Genomic DNA, 16,105 nt, shown 5'->3' with positions numbered 1-16,105 from the left:
CTTACTTCAAGCGCTTGATGAGGCTGGACGTATCCCAGCGGTTGCCGCCCATCTGTTGCACGTCGGCATAGAACTGGTCGACCAGGGCCGTGACCGGCAGGCGGGCACCGTTGCGCTTGGCTTCGTCGAGCACCAGGCCCAGGTCCTTGCGCATCCAGTCGACGGCGAAGCCGAAGTCGAACTGGTCGGCAATCATGGTCTTGCCGCGCGAGTCCATCTGCCAGCTTTGCGCCGCGCCCTTGCCGATCACTTCAAGCACCTGGGTCATGTCGAGGCCGGCCTTGCCGCCGAAAGCGATGGCTTCGGACAGGCCCTGGATCAGGCCCGCGAGGCAGATCTGGTTGACCATCTTCGCGAGCTGGCCCGAGCCGCTTTCGCCCAGCAGCGTGCAGGCGCGCGAGAACGCCATGGCCACGGGCTGGACGGTGGCGAAGGCCGCGGCGTCGCCGCCGCACATCACCGTGAGCTGGCCGTTCTGGGCGCCGGCCTGGCCGCCCGAGACCGGTGCGTCGATGAATTGCAGGCCCAGCGCCTGGGCTGCGGCATTGAGTTCGCGCGCGACTTCGGCCGAGGCCGTGGTGTGGTCGACGAAGATGGCGCCGGGCTTCATGCCCGCGAGCGCGCCTTGCGCGCCGAGCACGACCGAGCGCAGGTCGTCGTCATTGCCGACGCAGCAGAACACGATGTCAGCGCCGTCGGCGGCTTCGCGCGGCGTCGCGGCCTGGCGCGGCGCCGCGGTGTCCGCGTACTCGGCGCACCACTGCGCGGCCTTGGCCGGGCTGCGGTTGTAGACCGTGACGCGGTGGCCGGCGCGTGCGAGGTGACCGGCCATGGGATAGCCCATCACACCCAGGCCCAGGAAGGCCACGGAGCGTGAAAGAGTGGTATTCGAGAGATTAGACATAAGTTATCAAATTTCAGATGGGAAAAGGTCCGAACGTAGGCAAAGCGTATCCATAGTGCCAGGTCAGGGGCACCGAGCAAGGGCCGCCCCGCAGCGATGGTGCCGTCCCCCTCCACCGAAGGATGAGAGGGGGAAGCGGCGCCAGCCGCTCAGGGGGTGCCTTAAACGATAGCGAAATGCTCGGTGCCGGAAGACAGATCGAGGTTGCGCGCGCGCTGGCTGTTGAGCTTGATGTTGAGGCGCAGGTCGTTGACCGAGTCGGCATTGCGCAGCGCGTCTTCGTAGGTGATCTGCTGTGCTTCGAACAGATCGTACAGCGCCTGGTCGAATGTCTGCATGCCCAGGTCGCGGCCCTTCTTCATGATTTCCTTGATCTCGGCGACTTCGCCCTTGAAGATCAGATCGGAAATCAGCGGCGTGTTGAGCATGACTTCCATGGCCGCGACCCGGCCCTTGCTGTCCTGCTTGGCGATCAGCCGCTGCGAGACCATGGCGCGCAGGTTCAGCGACAAGTCCATCAGCAGTTGCTGGCGGCGCTCTTCGGGGAAGAAGTTGACGATGCGGTCCAGCGCCTGGTTGGCGCTGTTGGCATGCAGCGTGGCCAGGCAAAGATGGCCGGTTTCGGAGAACGCGATCGCGTGCTCCATGGTTTCGCGGTCGCGGATTTCGCCCATCAAAATGACATCGGGCGCCTGGCGCAGCGTGTTCTTCAGCGCCGCTTCCCAGCTGTCGGTATCGAGCCCGACTTCGCGCTGGGTGACCACGCAGTTCTTGTGCGGGTGCACGAATTCGATCGGGTCCTCGACGGTGATGATGTGGCCGAACGAGTTTTCGTTGCGCCAATCGACCATGGCCGCGAGCGTGGTCGACTTGCCCGAGCCCGTGGCGCCGACCAGGATGCACAGGCCGCGCTTGCACATCGCGACTTCCTTGAGCACTTGCGGCACGCCGAGCTTGTCGATGGTCGGCACCGTCATCGGGATGGTACGCATGACCATGCCGATGCGGCCCTGCTGGACAAAGGTGTTGACGCGAAACCGGCCTATGCCCGCGGGCGAGATCGCGAAGTTGCTTTCCTTGGTGCGCTCGAAATCGGCGATCTGCTTGTCGCTCATGATCGAGCGCGCGAGCGTCAGCGTGTGCAGCGGCGTCAGCGGCTGGGGTGAAACCTTGGTGATCTTGCCGTCGACCTTGATGGCCGGCGGAAACTCCGCGGTGATGAACAGGTCGCTGCCGTTGCGGCTGACCATGAGCTGCAGCAGATCGTTGATGAATTTACTCGCCTGGTCTCGTTCCATGGAATTCTCCGTTGACTGGGGCAGGGCCTGCGCCAGGGGGTGTTTGGCTAGGGGGCCTGCTGGCCCAGGCGGCTGCTGACGGCGCGCAGGCGCACCGAAAGCTTGCGCGCCAGGATGGCGACCAACTGGGCGGCCAGCGCGGGGTCGTGCACCAGCATGTCGTCCAGGGCTTCGGCGCTGAGCACCGCGAGTTCGCTGTCGACCAGCGTGGTGCAGCTGGAAAAGCGCTGACCGCTGTCGAGCAGCGACATTTCGCCCAGCAGATCGCCCGGCCCGGTCTGCGCCAGGCGCATGGTTTCGCCCCAGGGCTGGCGGCGATTGACGGCCAGCTCGCCGCTGAGCACCACGACCATGAAGTTACCGTACTCGTCTTGCAGGATGATGTCACGCCTGGCCTTGACGGCCGCGAAATGCAGATAGCGCTCCATGCGCGCCAGCGCGTCGGCCGTGAGCGTCGACAGATGGCGGTCATGCGCCCACAGCGCCTGCAAGGTGCGCAGCGCATCGCGCGGCGCCAGCGCCCGCGCGCCGACTTCGACTGCGCGGGCCTCCCAGGGCACAAGTGCCGCCAGGTCGCCCTGGTGCCAGGCGGTGGTGAAGAACGCCGACTCGGCGTCCTGGCGCGAGAGCTCGTTTTCCTGTGGCTGGCGCAGGCGCTGAAAAATGCGCATCACCACGGTCTCCCCGCGCTGTCGCGTGGGCGGCAGGCGCGTTGCGGGCGCGGGAGTGAAGTCATGGCAGCGGGCTCAACCGGGGAAGTTGTCCGGAATCTTGGCCTTGCCGCGCGCTTCGGCCGCGGTGATGATGTTGCGGCGCACCAGGTCGGTGAGGTTCTGGTCCAGCGTCTGCATGCCGACGTTCTGGCTGGTCTGTATCGTCGAATACATCTGCGCGACCTTGGCTTCGCGTATCAGGTTGCGAATGGCGCTGGTGCCCAGCATGATTTCGTGCGCGGCGACGCGGCCCGAGCCGTCCTTGGTCTTGCATAGCGTCTGCGAAATGACGGCCTGCAGCGACTCCGACAGCATGGCGCGCACCATTTCCTTTTCCTCGGCGGGGAAGACGTCGATGATACGGTCTATGGTCTTGGCGGCGCTCGAGGTGTGCAGCGTGCCGAACACCAGATGGCCGGTTTCGGCGGCCGTCATCGCCAGGCGAATGGTTTCGAGGTCGCGCATTTCGCCGACCAGGATGGCGTCGGGATCCTCGCGCAGCGCCGAGCGCAGCGCGGCCGCGAACGAATGCGTCATCGGCCCGACTTCACGCTGGTTGATCAGGCATTTCTTCGAGTCGTGTACGAACTCGATCGGGTCCTCGACGGTCAGGATATGGCCGTACTCGGTCTCGTTGAGGTAGTTGACCATGGCCGCGAGCGTGGTCGACTTGCCCGAGCCCGTGGGGCCGGTGACCAGCACCAGGCCGCGCGGCTTGAGCGCGAGCTCGGCGAAGATCTTGGGCGCGTTGAGCTGCTCCAGCGTCAGGATCTTGCTCGGAATGGTACGGAACACCGCGGCCGCGCCGCGCTGCTGGTTGAAGGCATTGACACGAAAACGCGCCAGGCCTTCGATTTCGAACGAGAAGTCGATTTCGAGCATCTCGTCGTAGACCTTGCGCTGGGCGTCGCTCATGATGTCGTAGATCATCGCGTGCACGGTCTTGTGATCCAGTGCGTCGACGTTGATGCGCCGCACGTCGCCGTGCACGCGAATCATCGGCGGCAGGCCCGCGGAAAGGTGCAGGTCGGATGCCTTGTTCTTGACGCTGAACGCAAGCAATTGGGTGATGTCCACGGAGGCCCTTTGTCGTTTGGTACGCTTGTCGGTGATTATGACAATGATTGGTAACAACCTCCACCAGATCCACGCGCGCCTTGACCAGGCTTGCGTGGACGCCGAACGCGCGCCGGGCAGCGTTGCGCTGCTCGCCGTCTCCAAGACCTTCGGCCCCGACGCAGTGCGTGAAGCCGCGCTGGCCGGCCAGCGCGATTTCGGCGAGAACTACATCCAGGAAGCGGTCGAAAAGATCGCCATCCTGCGCGAAATGGCCTGGCCGCCAGGCCATGCACCGCTGCGCTGGCACTGCATTGGGCCCATCCAGAGCAACAAGACGCGTCTGGTCGCCGAGCATTTCGACTGGGCGCAGAGCGTGGACCGGCTCAAGATCGCGCAGCGGCTGTCCGACCAGCGGCCCGAAGGCATGGCGCCGCTGCAGATCTGTCTGCAGGTCAACCCCGATGGCGGCGCGGCCAAGTCGGGCGTTGCGCCCGAGGAAGCGCTGGCGCTGGCCCAGGAAGTCGCGCTGCTGCCGAATCTCCAATTGCGCGGACTGATGGCGATTCCCGAGGAAGGCGCCGATTTCGCCGCGCAGTACGCGGTGCACCGCCGTATGCGTCTGCTGTTCGACAGCATCGCCGCGAGCGGCGCGCCGGGCCTGGCGGCGTTCGACACGCTGTCGCTGGGCATGACCGCCGACCTCGAGGCCGCGGTGCACGCGGGCAGCACGCTGGTGCGCGTGGGCCGCGGCATTTTCGGCAAGCGCTAGCGCCGAACTGGCCTAGCGTCGCGTGGGCCGCTGCATCTGGCAGGCGCTGGGCAGCGTCAGCTGCTCGGCGGGAATCACGGCATCGGTGTGAAAGCCCCATTGCGTGCCTTCCCAGCCCTGGGTCACGCGCTTGCCGTCGACCGGTGCAATGGTGTTGACCACCTGCGCCAGCAGCAGCTGATGGTCCTGGCCGCGCATGCGCACCTTGCCCACCGTGGTGTCGAGGGCCATGTCTTCCATCGCCAGCGCGAGCTTGAGTGGATCGGTCGATTGCGATTTCTGCATCGCCGCGGCCAGGAAGCGCACGGTCATGTCGATGCGCGGCGCGAGAAAGTCCTTGCCGGTCTTTGCCTTGTAGGCCTTGGCCTGGGCGTCTGCGGCCGGGCGGTCGGCCTGGCCCGGGTGCCATTCGGCGACCCAGGTCAGCTGGCCCTTGCCGGCCTGGGACACGGCCAGCACGGTGCCGGGAACGCCGCCCGCGCTGTGGTTGAAATAGCGGTAGTCGAGGCCGGCATCGCCCGCGGACTTGAGCAGCAAGGCCATGTCCTGGCCCCAGTTGCCGGTGATGATGGTGTCGGCGCCCGAGGCCTTGATCTTGGCGACATAGGGCGCGAAGTCCTTGACCCGGCCTATGGGGTGCAGCGTCTCGCCGACGAACGCGATGTCGGGGCGGGCCGCGCCGACCATGCTGCGGCCATAGGCGGCCCATTGCTTGCCGTGGGCGTAGTCCTGGTTGAGCAGGTAGACCTTCTTGATGTCCGGCTGGGTCTTGATGTAGTCGCTGATGGCCTTCATGCGCATGGCTGTGTTGGCGTCGAACATGAAATGCCAGAAGTTGCAGGCCTTGCCCGTGAGCTCGGGGTCTATCGACGAATGATTGAGCACCATCACTTCCTTGCCCGGATTGCGCTGGTTGTGGCGCGCGGCCGACTGCACCAGGGCCGTGACCACCGACGAGCCCGAGCCGCCCGTGATGATGGCGCGCGCGCCCTGGTCTATGGCCGCCTGCAGCGCGCTCTGGCTTTCCTGCGCCGAAAGCTTGCTGTCGAACTGCAGCAGCTGCAACTGCACCTTGCCCGGCAGCCCGCCCTGGGCGTTGATTTCATCGACGGCGAACTGGACATGGTTGAGCATCAGTTCGCCGACGTTGACGAAAGGCCCGGACAGTGGATCGATGTAGGCGATCTTGAACGTTTCCTGGGCCTGTGCGCTGGAGGCGCAAAGCAGGGCGGCAGCGGCCAGGGGGCGCAGCGAATGCAGGGGCATGGGGGGCATGGAAGCAGGTCTCCGGGAGGGTGAAAGCGTATGCCTGGGGGCGGGCGCGCTATTCGAGCGCCATGCCCTGGCTGCGGATCAGCGGGTGCCAGCGCGCGGTTTCCATGCGCACCAGTTCTTCGAAGGCCTGGGGTGTGCCCGCCACGGGCTCCAGGCCCAGATCGGTATAACGGACGCGCACTTCGGGGCGCTGCAGCGCGGCGGCGATCGCCTGCTGCAGCGTCGTCACGGTATCGATGGGGGTGGTGGCGCGCACGGCGACGCCGAGCAGGGCCGTGGCCTGCATTCCTGCCAGGCCCAGCTCTTCGAACGTGGGAACGTCGGGCAGCAGCGGGTGGCGCCGGGTGTCGGCCACGGCCAGCGCGCGCAGCTTGCCCGACTTGATGAAACCGCTGGCGGCCGCGTAGTCGCTCATCATGCTCGGAATCTGCCCGGCAATCAGATCGCTGAGCGCGGGCGCGGAGCCGCGGTAGGGAACATGCGTCATCAGCAATCCGGCCTGCTTCTTGAGCAGCTCCATTGCCAGGTGCTGCGGACTGCCCGCGCCGGCCGAGCCATAGCTGAGCCGGCCCGGGCCACGGCGCGCCTCGGCGAGAAAGGCGGGCATGTTGCGCGCTTGACTGCCCGGGCCGACCAGCAGGATCATGGGCGTGCGTGCCAGCAGCGTGACCAGCCGCAGGTCACGCGTCGGCGAATAGCTCAGGTTCTTGTAGAGCGCGGCGTTGAACACCAGCGTGCCGCTGTCGACGTTGAGCAGCGTGTGGCCGTCGGGCGCGGCGCGCAGCAGATCGGCGACCGCGACGGCACCGTTGCTGCCGGGCTTGTTCTCTATCACCACCGACTGCTGCAGTTCCTGGCCCAAAGGCTGGGCGACGACGCGCGCCATGAAGTCGGAGCCGCCGCCGGCCGGGTAGGGCACGACCCAGCGCAGCGGTTTCGCGGGAAAGTCCGCGGCCCGCGCCGCGGGCAGCGCCGACAGCAGAGCGGTACAGATCATCAGCGCAAGCGCCATTCGCTTCTTCATGGATTCTCCTCGGAGGGTGGGCCGGCGCGCAGACCGATGACGCGCAGGGCCAGCAGCAGCAGTTCCTGCTCCATGGCCTGGGCGTCGAGACGGCCGTCGGGACGGTACCAATGGTAGAGAAATCCGGGCAGGCTGCACGCGGCCTGGGCTGTTATTCGCGTTTCGCGGAAGTCGAAATGGCCGCTGGCGCGGCCTTGCTCGAGCAGCATGCACAGCTGCTGATAGAAATGATTGGCCAGCCGGCGCGACTGTGCGAGGTACTCGGGCCGGTAGCACTGCGGTTCGCGATAGGGGAAGAAGGCCGCGGGGTAATGGGCGATGGTCGCGCGAATCAGCTGGCGCAGGCCGTCTTGCACTTTCTCGTGCGCCGGGCGCTGGTCGCTTGCGGGAAAGTCGAGCACCGTGAAGCAGGCGACCGTGGGGCGCCACGACAGCGCCTCGAAGATTTCCTGCTTGTTTTGAAAGTAGTAGTAGACGAAAGGCTTGGTCACGCCCAGCGCGCCCACGATCTGCGCCATGGTGGTGCTGGCATAGCCCTGGGCATGGAAAAGCGTCTGCGCGGCCTGGAGAATGCGCTCGCGCTTGCCATCGGATTCGGCCGTGGGGCGGCGCTGGCGCCCGCCCGCGGGCAGCAGCGGATCGCGCTCCAGCGCGGCGTGCGGCGCGGCGGGAGAAGGCGGGGCAGTGATGGGGTGTCGCATGGGTGAAAGCTGGATTGGCTTTGTCATACCCAGCGGTATATATTGAAAAGACACCTGCCGGTATCGCGTCCTATGGCAAACCCTGATGCGGTACTGAGAACCGGTGAATCCAGACACCAAGGAGACAACGCCATGGCTGATTCCACTGAGCAGCAGCCGCTGCATGAATACCTGCGCGCCAACGCGCGCCACCACCCCGATGCCACGGCCTACCAATGGTACGGACAGGCGCTGACCTGGGCCGAGATCGACGCCGGCAGCGAGGCCTTCGCGGCGCGGCTGCAGGCGCTGGGTGTGGCCAAGGGCGAGCCCGTGGCGCTGTTCATGAACAACTGCCCGCAGTACGTGATGGCGCACTACGGCATCCAGAAAATCGGCGCCATCGTGTGCCCCTGCGGGCCGCTCAACAAGGAGCATGAGCTGGCCTACCAGCTGGGCGACCTGCAGGCGCGCGTGATCGTCAGCGCGGCCACGCTGCTGCCCGTGGTCGACAAGGTGCGCGCGACGACGGCGCTGGCCCATGTGTTCGTCGTGCATTACGCCGACCTGCTGCCCGAAGCGGCGACGCTGGCGCTGCCGGCCGAACTCGCGCAGCTGCAGTCTGCACCGCGCGTCGTGCCCGAAGGCTGCGAAGATTTCCTGCAGGTGGCGCGTTCCGGTGCGCAGGCCGCGCCCGTGGACATCGCCATGGACGACGTGGCGCTGATGACCTATACCTCGGGCACCACGGGCCTGCCCAAGGGCGCGATGCTCAGCTATCGCAACGCCTGGTTCAAGACCCGGGCCTCGGCCCAGACCAATGGCGTGGGCGGCGAGGACGTGCTGCTGGCGATCGCGCCGCTGTACCACATTGCCGGCATGCTGATGGGCGTGAACCTGCCGGTGCTCACGCGCGCGACCACGGTATTGCTGTTCCGTTTCGATGCGCTGGCCACGGCCCAGGCGATAGAGCGCTACCGCGTGAGCTGGTGGTACAGCATCGCGCCGATGAATGTGGCGCTGATGCAGCTGCCCGGCGTGCGCGACATGGATCTGTCATCGCTGCGGCGCAATGCGGTCACGAGTTTCGGCATCACGTTCACCGAGGCGCTGGCCGCGCAGTGGCGCACGCTCGCGCCCGACTGCATCGCCTGCGAAGCCGCCTATGGCCTGAGCGAGACGCACACCATCGACAGCACCATGCCCGCGCACGCGATCCGCTGGGGCACGCATGGCAAGCCCGTGCCCGGCAACGAGATTCGCATCATCGACAGCCTCACGGGCGAGGCCTTGCCGGCCGGAGACGTCGGCGAGATCACCATCCGCGGCCCGGGCAATTTCCTCGGATACTGGAACAAGCCCGAGGCCACGGCGCAGACCTTGCGCGACGGCTGGGTGCATACCGGCGACATGGGCTGCATGGACGCCGACGGCTACCTGACGTTCATGGGGCGCTTCAAGGAAATGATCAAGGTCTCGGGCTACAGCGTGTTCCCCGAGGAAGTCGAGACCATTCTGATTCGCCACCCGGCGATCGCCCAGGCGGCGGTGATCGGCGTGCCCGATGCCGAGAAAGGCGAAGTGGTGCGCGCTTTCATCGTCGCCAAGCCGGGCCAGGCGCTCGATGCCGCCGCGCTGGTGCAATGGGCGCGCGACAACATGGCGCCCTACAAGGCGCCGCGCGAAGTGCGCATCATCGACGCGCTGCCCGCCACGGGCGCGGGCAAGGTATTGCGCCGCCTGCTCAAGGACCTTGCCTGAACGGATGCTGCCATGTTCCACAAAGTACTGATCGCCAACCGCGGTGAAATTGCGCTGCGCATCGTGCGTGCGCTGCGCGACCTGGGCATTGCCAGCGTCGCCGTGCATGCCGACGACGACGCCGACGCGCCGCATGTGCGCGCCGCTGACCAGGCCCAGGCCCTGCAGGCCACGGGCCCGGCCGCCTATCTCGATGGTGGGCGGCTGCTGGCGATTGCGCGCGAACTGAGCTGCGACGCCGTGCATCCCGGCTACGGCTTTTTGAGCGAGCGCGCCGATTTTGCCCAGGCCTGCGCCGATGCCGGCCTGCGCTTCATCGGTCCCACGCCCGCGCAGCTCGCGCTGTTCGGCGACAAGGCCCAGGCGCGCGCGCTGGCCCAGCGCTGCGGCGTGCCGTTGATGCCCGGCAGCCAGGGCGCGGTGACGCTGCAGGAGGCCCAGGCGTTCTTCGCGGCCCAGGGCGGTGCCGGCGTGATGATCAAGGCGCTGGGCGGCGGCGGCGGGCGCGGCATGCGCGCCGTGCGCAGTGCGCAGGAGCTGCCCGCGGCCTATGCGCGCTGCCGCAGCGAAGCGCTGGCGGCGTTCGGCGTCGACGGCGTGTATGTCGAGCGGCTGATGCACAACGCGCGCCATATCGAGCTGCAGTTGCTGGGCGACGGACGGCAGGTGATGTCGCTGGGCGAGCGCGAATGCACGCTGCAGCGGCGCTTCCAGAAGCTGGTCGAGATCGCGCCCAGCCCCTCGCTCACGCCCGCGCTGCGCGCCCGGCTCACGCAGGCGGCGCTGCGCATGGCAGGCGAAGTCGCGTACCAGGGACTGGGAACGTTCGAGTTCCTGGTCGACATGGCATCCGTCGATCTGCCTTTCGTTTTCATCGAAACCAATCCGCGGCTGCAGGTGGAGCACACGGTGACCGAGGAAGTGACGGGCCTGGACCTGGTGCAGACGCAGATCCTGCTGGCCGCGGGCCAAAGCCTGGCGGCGCTGGGGCTGGACCCCGCGGCGGCGCCAGCCAGCCAGGGGTATGCGGTGCAGTGGCGCATCAATGCCGAAACGCTCACGGCGTCGGGCGAAGCCCGGCCCGGCCATGGCCGGCTCACGCGCTTCGAGCTGCCCGCGGGCCCGGGCGTGCGCGTCGACACCCACGGCGTGGCCGGCGTTGCGCCGTCGCCGCATTACGACACGCTGCTGGCCAAGCTGATCGTCAGCCACCGCAACGGCACCTGGGCCGATGTGCTGCGGCGCTCGCAGCGCGCGCTCGCCGAATGCCATATCGAAGGCGTGGCCAGCAATCTCGATCTGCTGGCCGCGCTCGCGCACCGGCCCGAAATGGCGAGCCAGGCGGTGCATACGCGCTGGCTCGAAGAAGTGCTGCCCGAGCTGCTGGCCCAGGCCCAGGCATGCGCTTCGGCGCGGCGCGTGGAGCAGGCGGTGCACAGCGTGCCGGCCGCAGCGGCGCGCGCGCCGCTGGTCAGTGGTTCGGTCTGCGCGCCCATGCCTTCGCGGCTGGTGCAGTTCAGCGTGGCCGTGGGCGACGAAGTGGCCGCGGGCGCCGAACTCGCGGTGCTTGAAGCGATGAAGATGGAACATGTTCTGCAGGCGCCGCATGCGGGCCGCGTGACGGCCTTGCCGGTGGGCGTGGGCGACTACCTGGCCGATGGCGAATGCGTGCTGGTGCTGGAGCCGCTTTCGGCGGCCGCTGAACTGCAGGCCGTGGTCGGCGCAATGATAGATCCCGATGCCATACGCCCCGACCTGCAGCGCCTGCGCGAGCGCCAGGCGCTGACGCTGGACGCGGCCCGGCCGTTGGCCATGGACAAGCGCCACGCGCAGGGCGGGCGCTCGGCGCGCGAGAACATTGCCGACCTCTGCGACGAGGGCAGCTTTCTCGAATATGGCGCGCTGGCGATCGCCGCGCAGACGCGCCGGCGCAGCGTCGCCGATCTGGTGGCGAACACGCCGGCCGACGGCATGGTCACGGGCGTGGGCAGCATCAATCGCGCGCTGTTCGGCGCCGAGCAGTCGCGCGCCGTGGTCATGGCCTATGACGCGACGGTGCTGGCCGGCACCCAGGGCGCGCGCAACCATGCGAAGACCGACCGCATGCTGGGCGTGGCGCTGGCGCAGAAGCTGCCCGTGGTGTTGTTCGCCGAAGGCGGCGGCGGGCGCCCCGGCGACACCGACATGCCCGTGGTCGCGGGCCTGCATGTGCACACTTTTGCCGCCTATGCGGCGCTGTCGGGCCAGGTGCCGGTGGTGGGCATCACGGCCGGGCGCTGCTTCGCGGGCAATGCCGCGCTGCTGGGCTGCAGCGACGTGATCATCGCCACGCGCGCCAGCAATATCGGCATGGGCGGGCCGGCGATGATCGAAGGCGGCGGCCTGGGCGTGTTCCGCCCCGAGCAGATCGGGCCCAGCAGCGTGCAGCACGCGAACGGCGTGATCGACATCCTGGTCGACGATGAAGCCGAAGCCGTCGCGGCCGCGCGCCATTACCTGTCGTTCTTCCAGGGCCGGCTCGCGCAATGGGAAGCGCCCGACAGCCGCGCGCTGCGCCAGGTGGTGCCCGAAAACCGGCTGCGCGTCTACGACACGCGCGCCGCGCTGCGCGGCCTGGTCGATGAAGGCAGTCTGCTGCTGCTGCGCACCGGCTTTGGCGTGGGCATCCATACCGCGCTGGCGCGCATCGAGGGCCGGCCCGTGGGGCTGCTGGCCAACAACCCACTGCATCTGGGCGGCGCGATAGACGCCGACGCCGCCGACAAGGCCGCGCGCTTCATGCAGCTGTGCAATGCGCACGGCATCGCGCTCGTGAGCCTGGTCGATACGCCGGGTTTCATGGTCGGGCCCGAAGTGGAGCAGACCGCGCAGGTGCGCCATGTGAGCCGGCTGTTCGTCGCCGCGGCGAATCTGAACGTGCCGTTCTTCAGCGTGGTGCTGCGCAAGGGCTATGGCCTGGGCGCGATGGGCATGACGGCCGGCAGCTTTCACGCGCCGCTGTTCAACGTCGCCTGGCCCACGGGCGAGTTCGGCGCGATGGGCCTCGAAGGCGCGGTGCGGCTGGGTTACCGCAAGGAACTCGAAGCGCTGGCCGAAGGCCCCGAGCGCGACGCATTGTTCGCGCAGCTGCTGGCGCAGCAGTACGCGCACGGCGAAGCCATGCACATGGCGAGCACGCTCGAAATCGACGCCGTCATCGACCCCGCCGACACGCGCGCCTGGCTGGTGCGCGGGCTGGCCGGCGCGCGCATCACCCCTGCGCGCGGGCGCTTTGTTGATACCTGGTGATTACTGCGGCGTGAGCGTGAGCAGCGCCGCGCTGTGGGTGCCCATGGCCAGCAGCAGCATGCCGTCGGCGTCGGCTTCGAGGATTTCGCCGTAGGCCGTGCCTATGGGCCGGCCGTCGCGGCTGCCGTCGAAGGTCTGGCCCGCGAGGCGCAGCGGCTCGGAGCTGCCCAGGCGCGTGACCACGGCCTGGCGCAGGCCTTCAGGCAGCTGTACGGCGACCGTGCCCGAAGTGCTGGCCTCCTGGTTGATGACCGCGACGCGCACGGTCTGGCTGCGCGCGTCGCGCACCGCCCAGGCCTTGATCTGCGCGCTGCTCTCCAGCTGCAGCGGCAGCCACTGGCCTTGCGCGCCCGCGAAATGCGCGAAGAACAGCATGCCGTAGTAGCGCGGCGCAACGGTCTGCGGCGTGGCCGCGGCATTCCAGAGGCCGCCTTGCAGGTGCACGCCGGCCGCGCCCCACTGGGCGTAGTCCAGCAGCGAGCGGGCGGTGTCGAGCGCGGTGTCTGTTCCTTGGGCCAGCGTGCAGCGCAGGCCGGGCTGGGGCGCTTGTGCCCCGGCTTGCACGGCGGGGCAGTCGCTCGCGTTGCGCGCGGTCTCCAGCGTCACGGTGCCCGGCGGCAGGCCGGCGAACAGCTTGCGCGCCTGCGCGGCCTGGCCGTCGGCCAGGCGTATGGACAGCGGTCCGCCGCCGTAGTTCTGCAGGTTGCGCAGCAGCTGGCCGTCGCGCGCGTTGATCGGGCCTGCGGCCTGGCTTTGCACCAGGCCGAGAAAGCCCGCGGCAATGCGGGCGCCCGTGGGCTGGTCGCCTATGCGCAACTGGGCCAGCGGGGCGTCGGCGGGCTGCACTTCGACGGTGATGCTGGCGCTGATCGGTGCGCCGCTGGGCGCGGGGCCGCCCAGCGTATAGGTGGTGGTCTGGGCCGGGCGTACCAGCACGGCGCCGGGCGGCGTGGCCGTGAGGCCGCTCATGCGCAGGCTGGTGCCCAGCGGCGCGTCCCACGACAGCCGCACGCTCTGGCCGGCCTCGATGCGCTGCGGCTGGGCCGTGAGCGCGGGCGTGGTGTAGATGGGCGGCTGCGGCAGCTGCTGGCAGCCGCTCAGCAGCGCCGCGGCGGCCAGCGTCCAGCCCAGGCCATGGCGTGTGATGAAGGTCCGCGGCGCACGGGCCGAGGTCTGCAGGGGGAGGGTGTTCGACATGGTCTATCCGATGGTCCAGTCGCCGTGGGCCGCGGGGCCGCAAGGCGATGGACGATGATCACAAAGCGCGCAGTGACGCAAGAGTTTGCGCAGGGCTGACTGGCATTGTGGGCAGAGTGGCGCACGCAGTCTGTACGACAGCGCCGCATCTGCAAGCTGGCTGGCCGGCGCCCCCGGAGGCTGGCGCGCGCAAGGGCCCATGCTAAGCTGTGATTCCACTTTTTGCCGCCTTGCGCCTGCATGGCCGCCCTGCGCGCAGGGAGACGGCAAGGCCCACGGAACTACTTCAGGAAACTTTCATGCCAGGACTTCTGCCCGAGATCGATCCCGACGGTCTGCTCGAATTTTCGGTCGTCTACACCGACCGTGCGCTCAACCACATGTCCCAGCGTTTCGTCGGCGTGATGCAGGACATTCTCGGCACGCTCAAGGAGGTCTATTCGGCCCACACCGCGGTGCTGGTGCCGGGCAGCGGCACCTTCGGCATGGAAGCCGTGGCGCGCCAGTTCGCCAATGGCGAGAAGGTGCTGATCGTGCGCAACGGCTGGTTCAGCTACCGCTGGACGCAGATTTTCGAGGCCGGCGGCTTCGGCCTGGGCGGCGGCGCCGTGGTCTGCAAGGCGCGCAAGCAGGGCGAAGGCGCGCAGGATCCCTGGGCGCCGTGCGCGGCCGAGGTGGTGGCCGAAGCCATCCTGCATGAAAAGCCCAAGGTGGTGTTCGCGCCGCATGTAGAGACGGCCAGCGGCATCCTGCTGCCCGACGACTATCTGCGCACCATTGCCGATGCCGCGCATGCGGTAGGCGCGCTGTTCGTGCTCGACTGCGTGGCCTCGGGCGCGATGTGGGTCGACATGCGCAAGACCGGCGTCGACGTGCTGATTTCGGCGCCGCAAAAAGGCTGGAGCAGCTCGCCTTGCTGCGCCATGGTGATGCTCAGCGAAGGCGCGCGCGAAGCCATCGAGAACACCCAGAGTTCGAGCTTTGCCTGCGATCTGAAGAAATGGATGCAGATCGCCGAAGGCTACGAAAAAGGCCAGCATGCGTACCACGCGACGCTGCCCACCGACGCGCTGCTGCGCCTGCGCGACGTGATGCTCGAGACCCGTGCCTATGGCTTCGAGGCCGTCAAGCAGGAACAGATCGCGCTGGGCGCCAAGGTACGCGAACTGCTGCAGTCGCGCGGTTTTCCCAGCGTTGCGGCCCCAGGTTTCCAGGCGCCGGGCGTGGTCGTCAGCTACACCACCGACCCGGGCATACAGAGCGGCAAGAAGTTCCTTGAAGTCGGTCTGCAGACCGCCTCGGGCGTGCCGCTGATGTGCGATGAAGGCCCGGACTTCAAGACTTTCCGCATCGGTCTGTTCGGCCTCGAAAAGTGGCACCATGTCGACCGTACGGTGGGCCACTTGAGCAGCGCGCTCGACAAGCTCGGCATTCCTGCCGTCTGATACGTTTTCAAGGAATTCTGATGAACCGACTGATTCCCGCCGCGCTGATCGCGGCGGCACTTTTCGCCACGGCCGCCCAGGCCGCCGAGCCCGTCACCACGGCCAGCGGCCTGGTCTATCAAAGCCTCACCGAAGGCACGGGCGCGAGCCCCGCGGCGCGCGATACGGTGCGCGTGCACTACCGCGGCTACTTTCCCGACACGGGCAAGGAGTTCGACAGCTCGATCGCGCGCGGCCAGCCCATCGACTTTCCGCTCAACGGCGTGATTCCCTGCTGGACCGAAGCGCTGCAGAAGATGAAGGCCGGCGGCAAGGCCAAGCTGACTTGCCCCCCATCGATTGCCTACGGCAGCCGCGGCGCGGGCGGCGTGATTCCGCCGAACGCGACCTTGAACTTCGACGTCGAACTGATCTCGGTCAAGGGCAAATAAGCCGTCAGGGCAGCGTGCAGCCAAGGCGTTTCGCCAGGCGCTGTAAGTTGGCCCTGTCCATCTGCAGCGCGCGCGCGGCCGCCGCCCAGTTGCCCTGGTGGCGCGCCAGGCTCTGCTCTATGCTGCGGCGCTCGAATGCTTCGACGGCGGCGCGCAAGCCCGAGCCTTCGCTCGCATCTACCTGCAGCGCGCCGGACGCGGCCTGCAGCGCGGGCGGCAAGGCCTCGATGCCGTGGGGCCAGAGGTCTTGCGTGGTCACCG

At 67.9% G+C, this 16,105-nt stretch carries 14 protein-coding genes; 5 read left to right on the top strand and 9 right to left on the bottom strand.

What is annotated here, in order from left to right; genetic code table 11:
• Position 1 precedes the first annotated feature (1 nt).
• The 4 genes from KHY18_RS11385 to KHY18_RS11370 all read right to left on the bottom strand — a co-directional run bounded on the left by KHY18_RS11385 (position 2) and on the right by KHY18_RS11370 (position 3,992).
• A complete protein-coding gene (locus tag KHY18_RS11385; protein ID WP_213299543.1) occupies positions 2-904 on the bottom strand; it encodes an NAD(P)-dependent oxidoreductase in 903 nt (300 codons plus the stop codon).
• A gap of 161 nt (positions 905-1,065) precedes the next feature.
• Positions 1,066-2,202: a PilT/PilU family type 4a pilus ATPase gene (locus tag KHY18_RS11380; protein ID WP_213299540.1), complete on the bottom strand. Its 1,137-nt coding sequence runs from the start codon at positions 2,200-2,202 to the stop codon at positions 1,066-1,068.
• 47 nt (positions 2,203-2,249) lie between these two features.
• Positions 2,250-2,873 (bottom strand): Crp/Fnr family transcriptional regulator, encoded by a 624-nt coding sequence (locus tag KHY18_RS11375; RefSeq protein WP_213299667.1) that lies wholly within the window; start codon positions 2,871-2,873, stop codon positions 2,250-2,252.
• 75 nt (positions 2,874-2,948) lie between these two features.
• The gene (locus tag KHY18_RS11370; RefSeq protein ID WP_213299537.1) at positions 2,949-3,992 is read right to left on the bottom strand and encodes a type IV pilus twitching motility protein PilT; all 1,044 of its coding nucleotides are present in this window, start codon (positions 3,990-3,992) and stop codon (positions 2,949-2,951) included.
• 37 nt (positions 3,993-4,029) lie between these two features.
• Between KHY18_RS11370 and KHY18_RS11365 the strand changes: the two genes are divergently transcribed.
• Positions 4,030-4,743: a YggS family pyridoxal phosphate-dependent enzyme gene (locus KHY18_RS11365; RefSeq protein ID WP_213299535.1), complete on the top strand. Its 714-nt coding sequence runs from the start codon at positions 4,030-4,032 to the stop codon at positions 4,741-4,743.
• A gap of 12 nt (positions 4,744-4,755) precedes the next feature.
• On the opposite strand, the gene KHY18_RS11360 is transcribed toward KHY18_RS11365, so the two are convergent.
• The 3 genes from KHY18_RS11360 to KHY18_RS11350 are packed head-to-tail and all read right to left on the bottom strand — an operon-like array spanning position 4,756 to position 7,743.
• The gene (locus KHY18_RS11360; protein ID WP_249729063.1) at positions 4,756-6,018 is read right to left on the bottom strand and encodes a branched-chain amino acid ABC transporter substrate-binding protein; all 1,263 of its coding nucleotides are present in this window, start codon (positions 6,016-6,018) and stop codon (positions 4,756-4,758) included.
• Positions 6,019-6,067: 49 nt separating this feature from the next.
• Positions 6,068-7,042 carry a Bug family tripartite tricarboxylate transporter substrate binding protein gene (locus KHY18_RS11355; RefSeq protein WP_213299532.1) on the bottom strand — a complete coding sequence of 325 codons (975 nt, stop codon included), beginning with the start codon at positions 7,040-7,042 and terminating at the stop codon, positions 6,068-6,070.
• Positions 7,039-7,743 carry a TetR/AcrR family transcriptional regulator gene (locus tag KHY18_RS11350; protein WP_213299529.1) on the bottom strand — a complete coding sequence of 235 codons (705 nt, stop codon included), beginning with the start codon at positions 7,741-7,743 and terminating at the stop codon, positions 7,039-7,041. Before KHY18_RS11350 ends, KHY18_RS11355 begins: the two co-directional genes overlap by 4 nt.
• Positions 7,744-7,875: 132 nt before the next feature.
• On the opposite strand from KHY18_RS11350, the gene KHY18_RS11345 reads away from it, so the two are divergent.
• Positions 7,876-9,483, top strand: coding sequence for an AMP-binding protein (locus tag KHY18_RS11345; protein ID WP_213299526.1), 1,608 nt, complete (start codon positions 7,876-7,878; stop codon positions 9,481-9,483).
• A gap of 12 nt (positions 9,484-9,495) precedes the next feature.
• Entirely contained in the window at positions 9,496-12,771 is a 3,276-nt protein-coding gene (locus KHY18_RS11340) for an acetyl-CoA carboxylase family protein (RefSeq protein WP_213299523.1), read from the top strand.
• On the opposite strand, the gene KHY18_RS11335 is transcribed toward KHY18_RS11340, so the two are convergent.
• On the bottom strand, positions 12,772-13,968 hold the full coding sequence (locus KHY18_RS11335) for a hypothetical protein (protein ID WP_213299520.1): 1,197 nt from the start codon (positions 13,966-13,968) through the stop codon (positions 12,772-12,774).
• Positions 13,969-14,267: 299 nt separating this feature from the next.
• Between KHY18_RS11335 and KHY18_RS11330 the strand changes: the two genes are divergently transcribed.
• Positions 14,268-15,413 carry an aminotransferase class V-fold PLP-dependent enzyme gene (locus KHY18_RS11330; RefSeq protein ID WP_213299517.1) on the top strand — a complete coding sequence of 382 codons (1,146 nt, stop codon included), beginning with the start codon at positions 14,268-14,270 and terminating at the stop codon, positions 15,411-15,413.
• Positions 15,414-15,433: 20 nt separating this feature from the next.
• Positions 15,434-15,844, top strand: coding sequence for an FKBP-type peptidyl-prolyl cis-trans isomerase (locus KHY18_RS11325; protein ID WP_213299514.1), 411 nt, complete (start codon positions 15,434-15,436; stop codon positions 15,842-15,844).
• A gap of 4 nt (positions 15,845-15,848) precedes the next feature.
• On the opposite strand, the gene KHY18_RS11320 is transcribed toward KHY18_RS11325, so the two are convergent.
• The coding region (locus KHY18_RS11320; protein WP_283771317.1) for a helix-turn-helix domain-containing protein at positions 15,849-16,105 on the bottom strand (257 nt) is incomplete at its 5' end.

This window comes from Acidovorax sp. CCYZU-2555, from assembly GCF_018413525.1.
GTDB lineage: Bacteria > Pseudomonadota > Gammaproteobacteria > Burkholderiales > Burkholderiaceae_C > Comamonas.
This window is presented reverse-complemented; position numbering and strand designations above follow the sequence as displayed.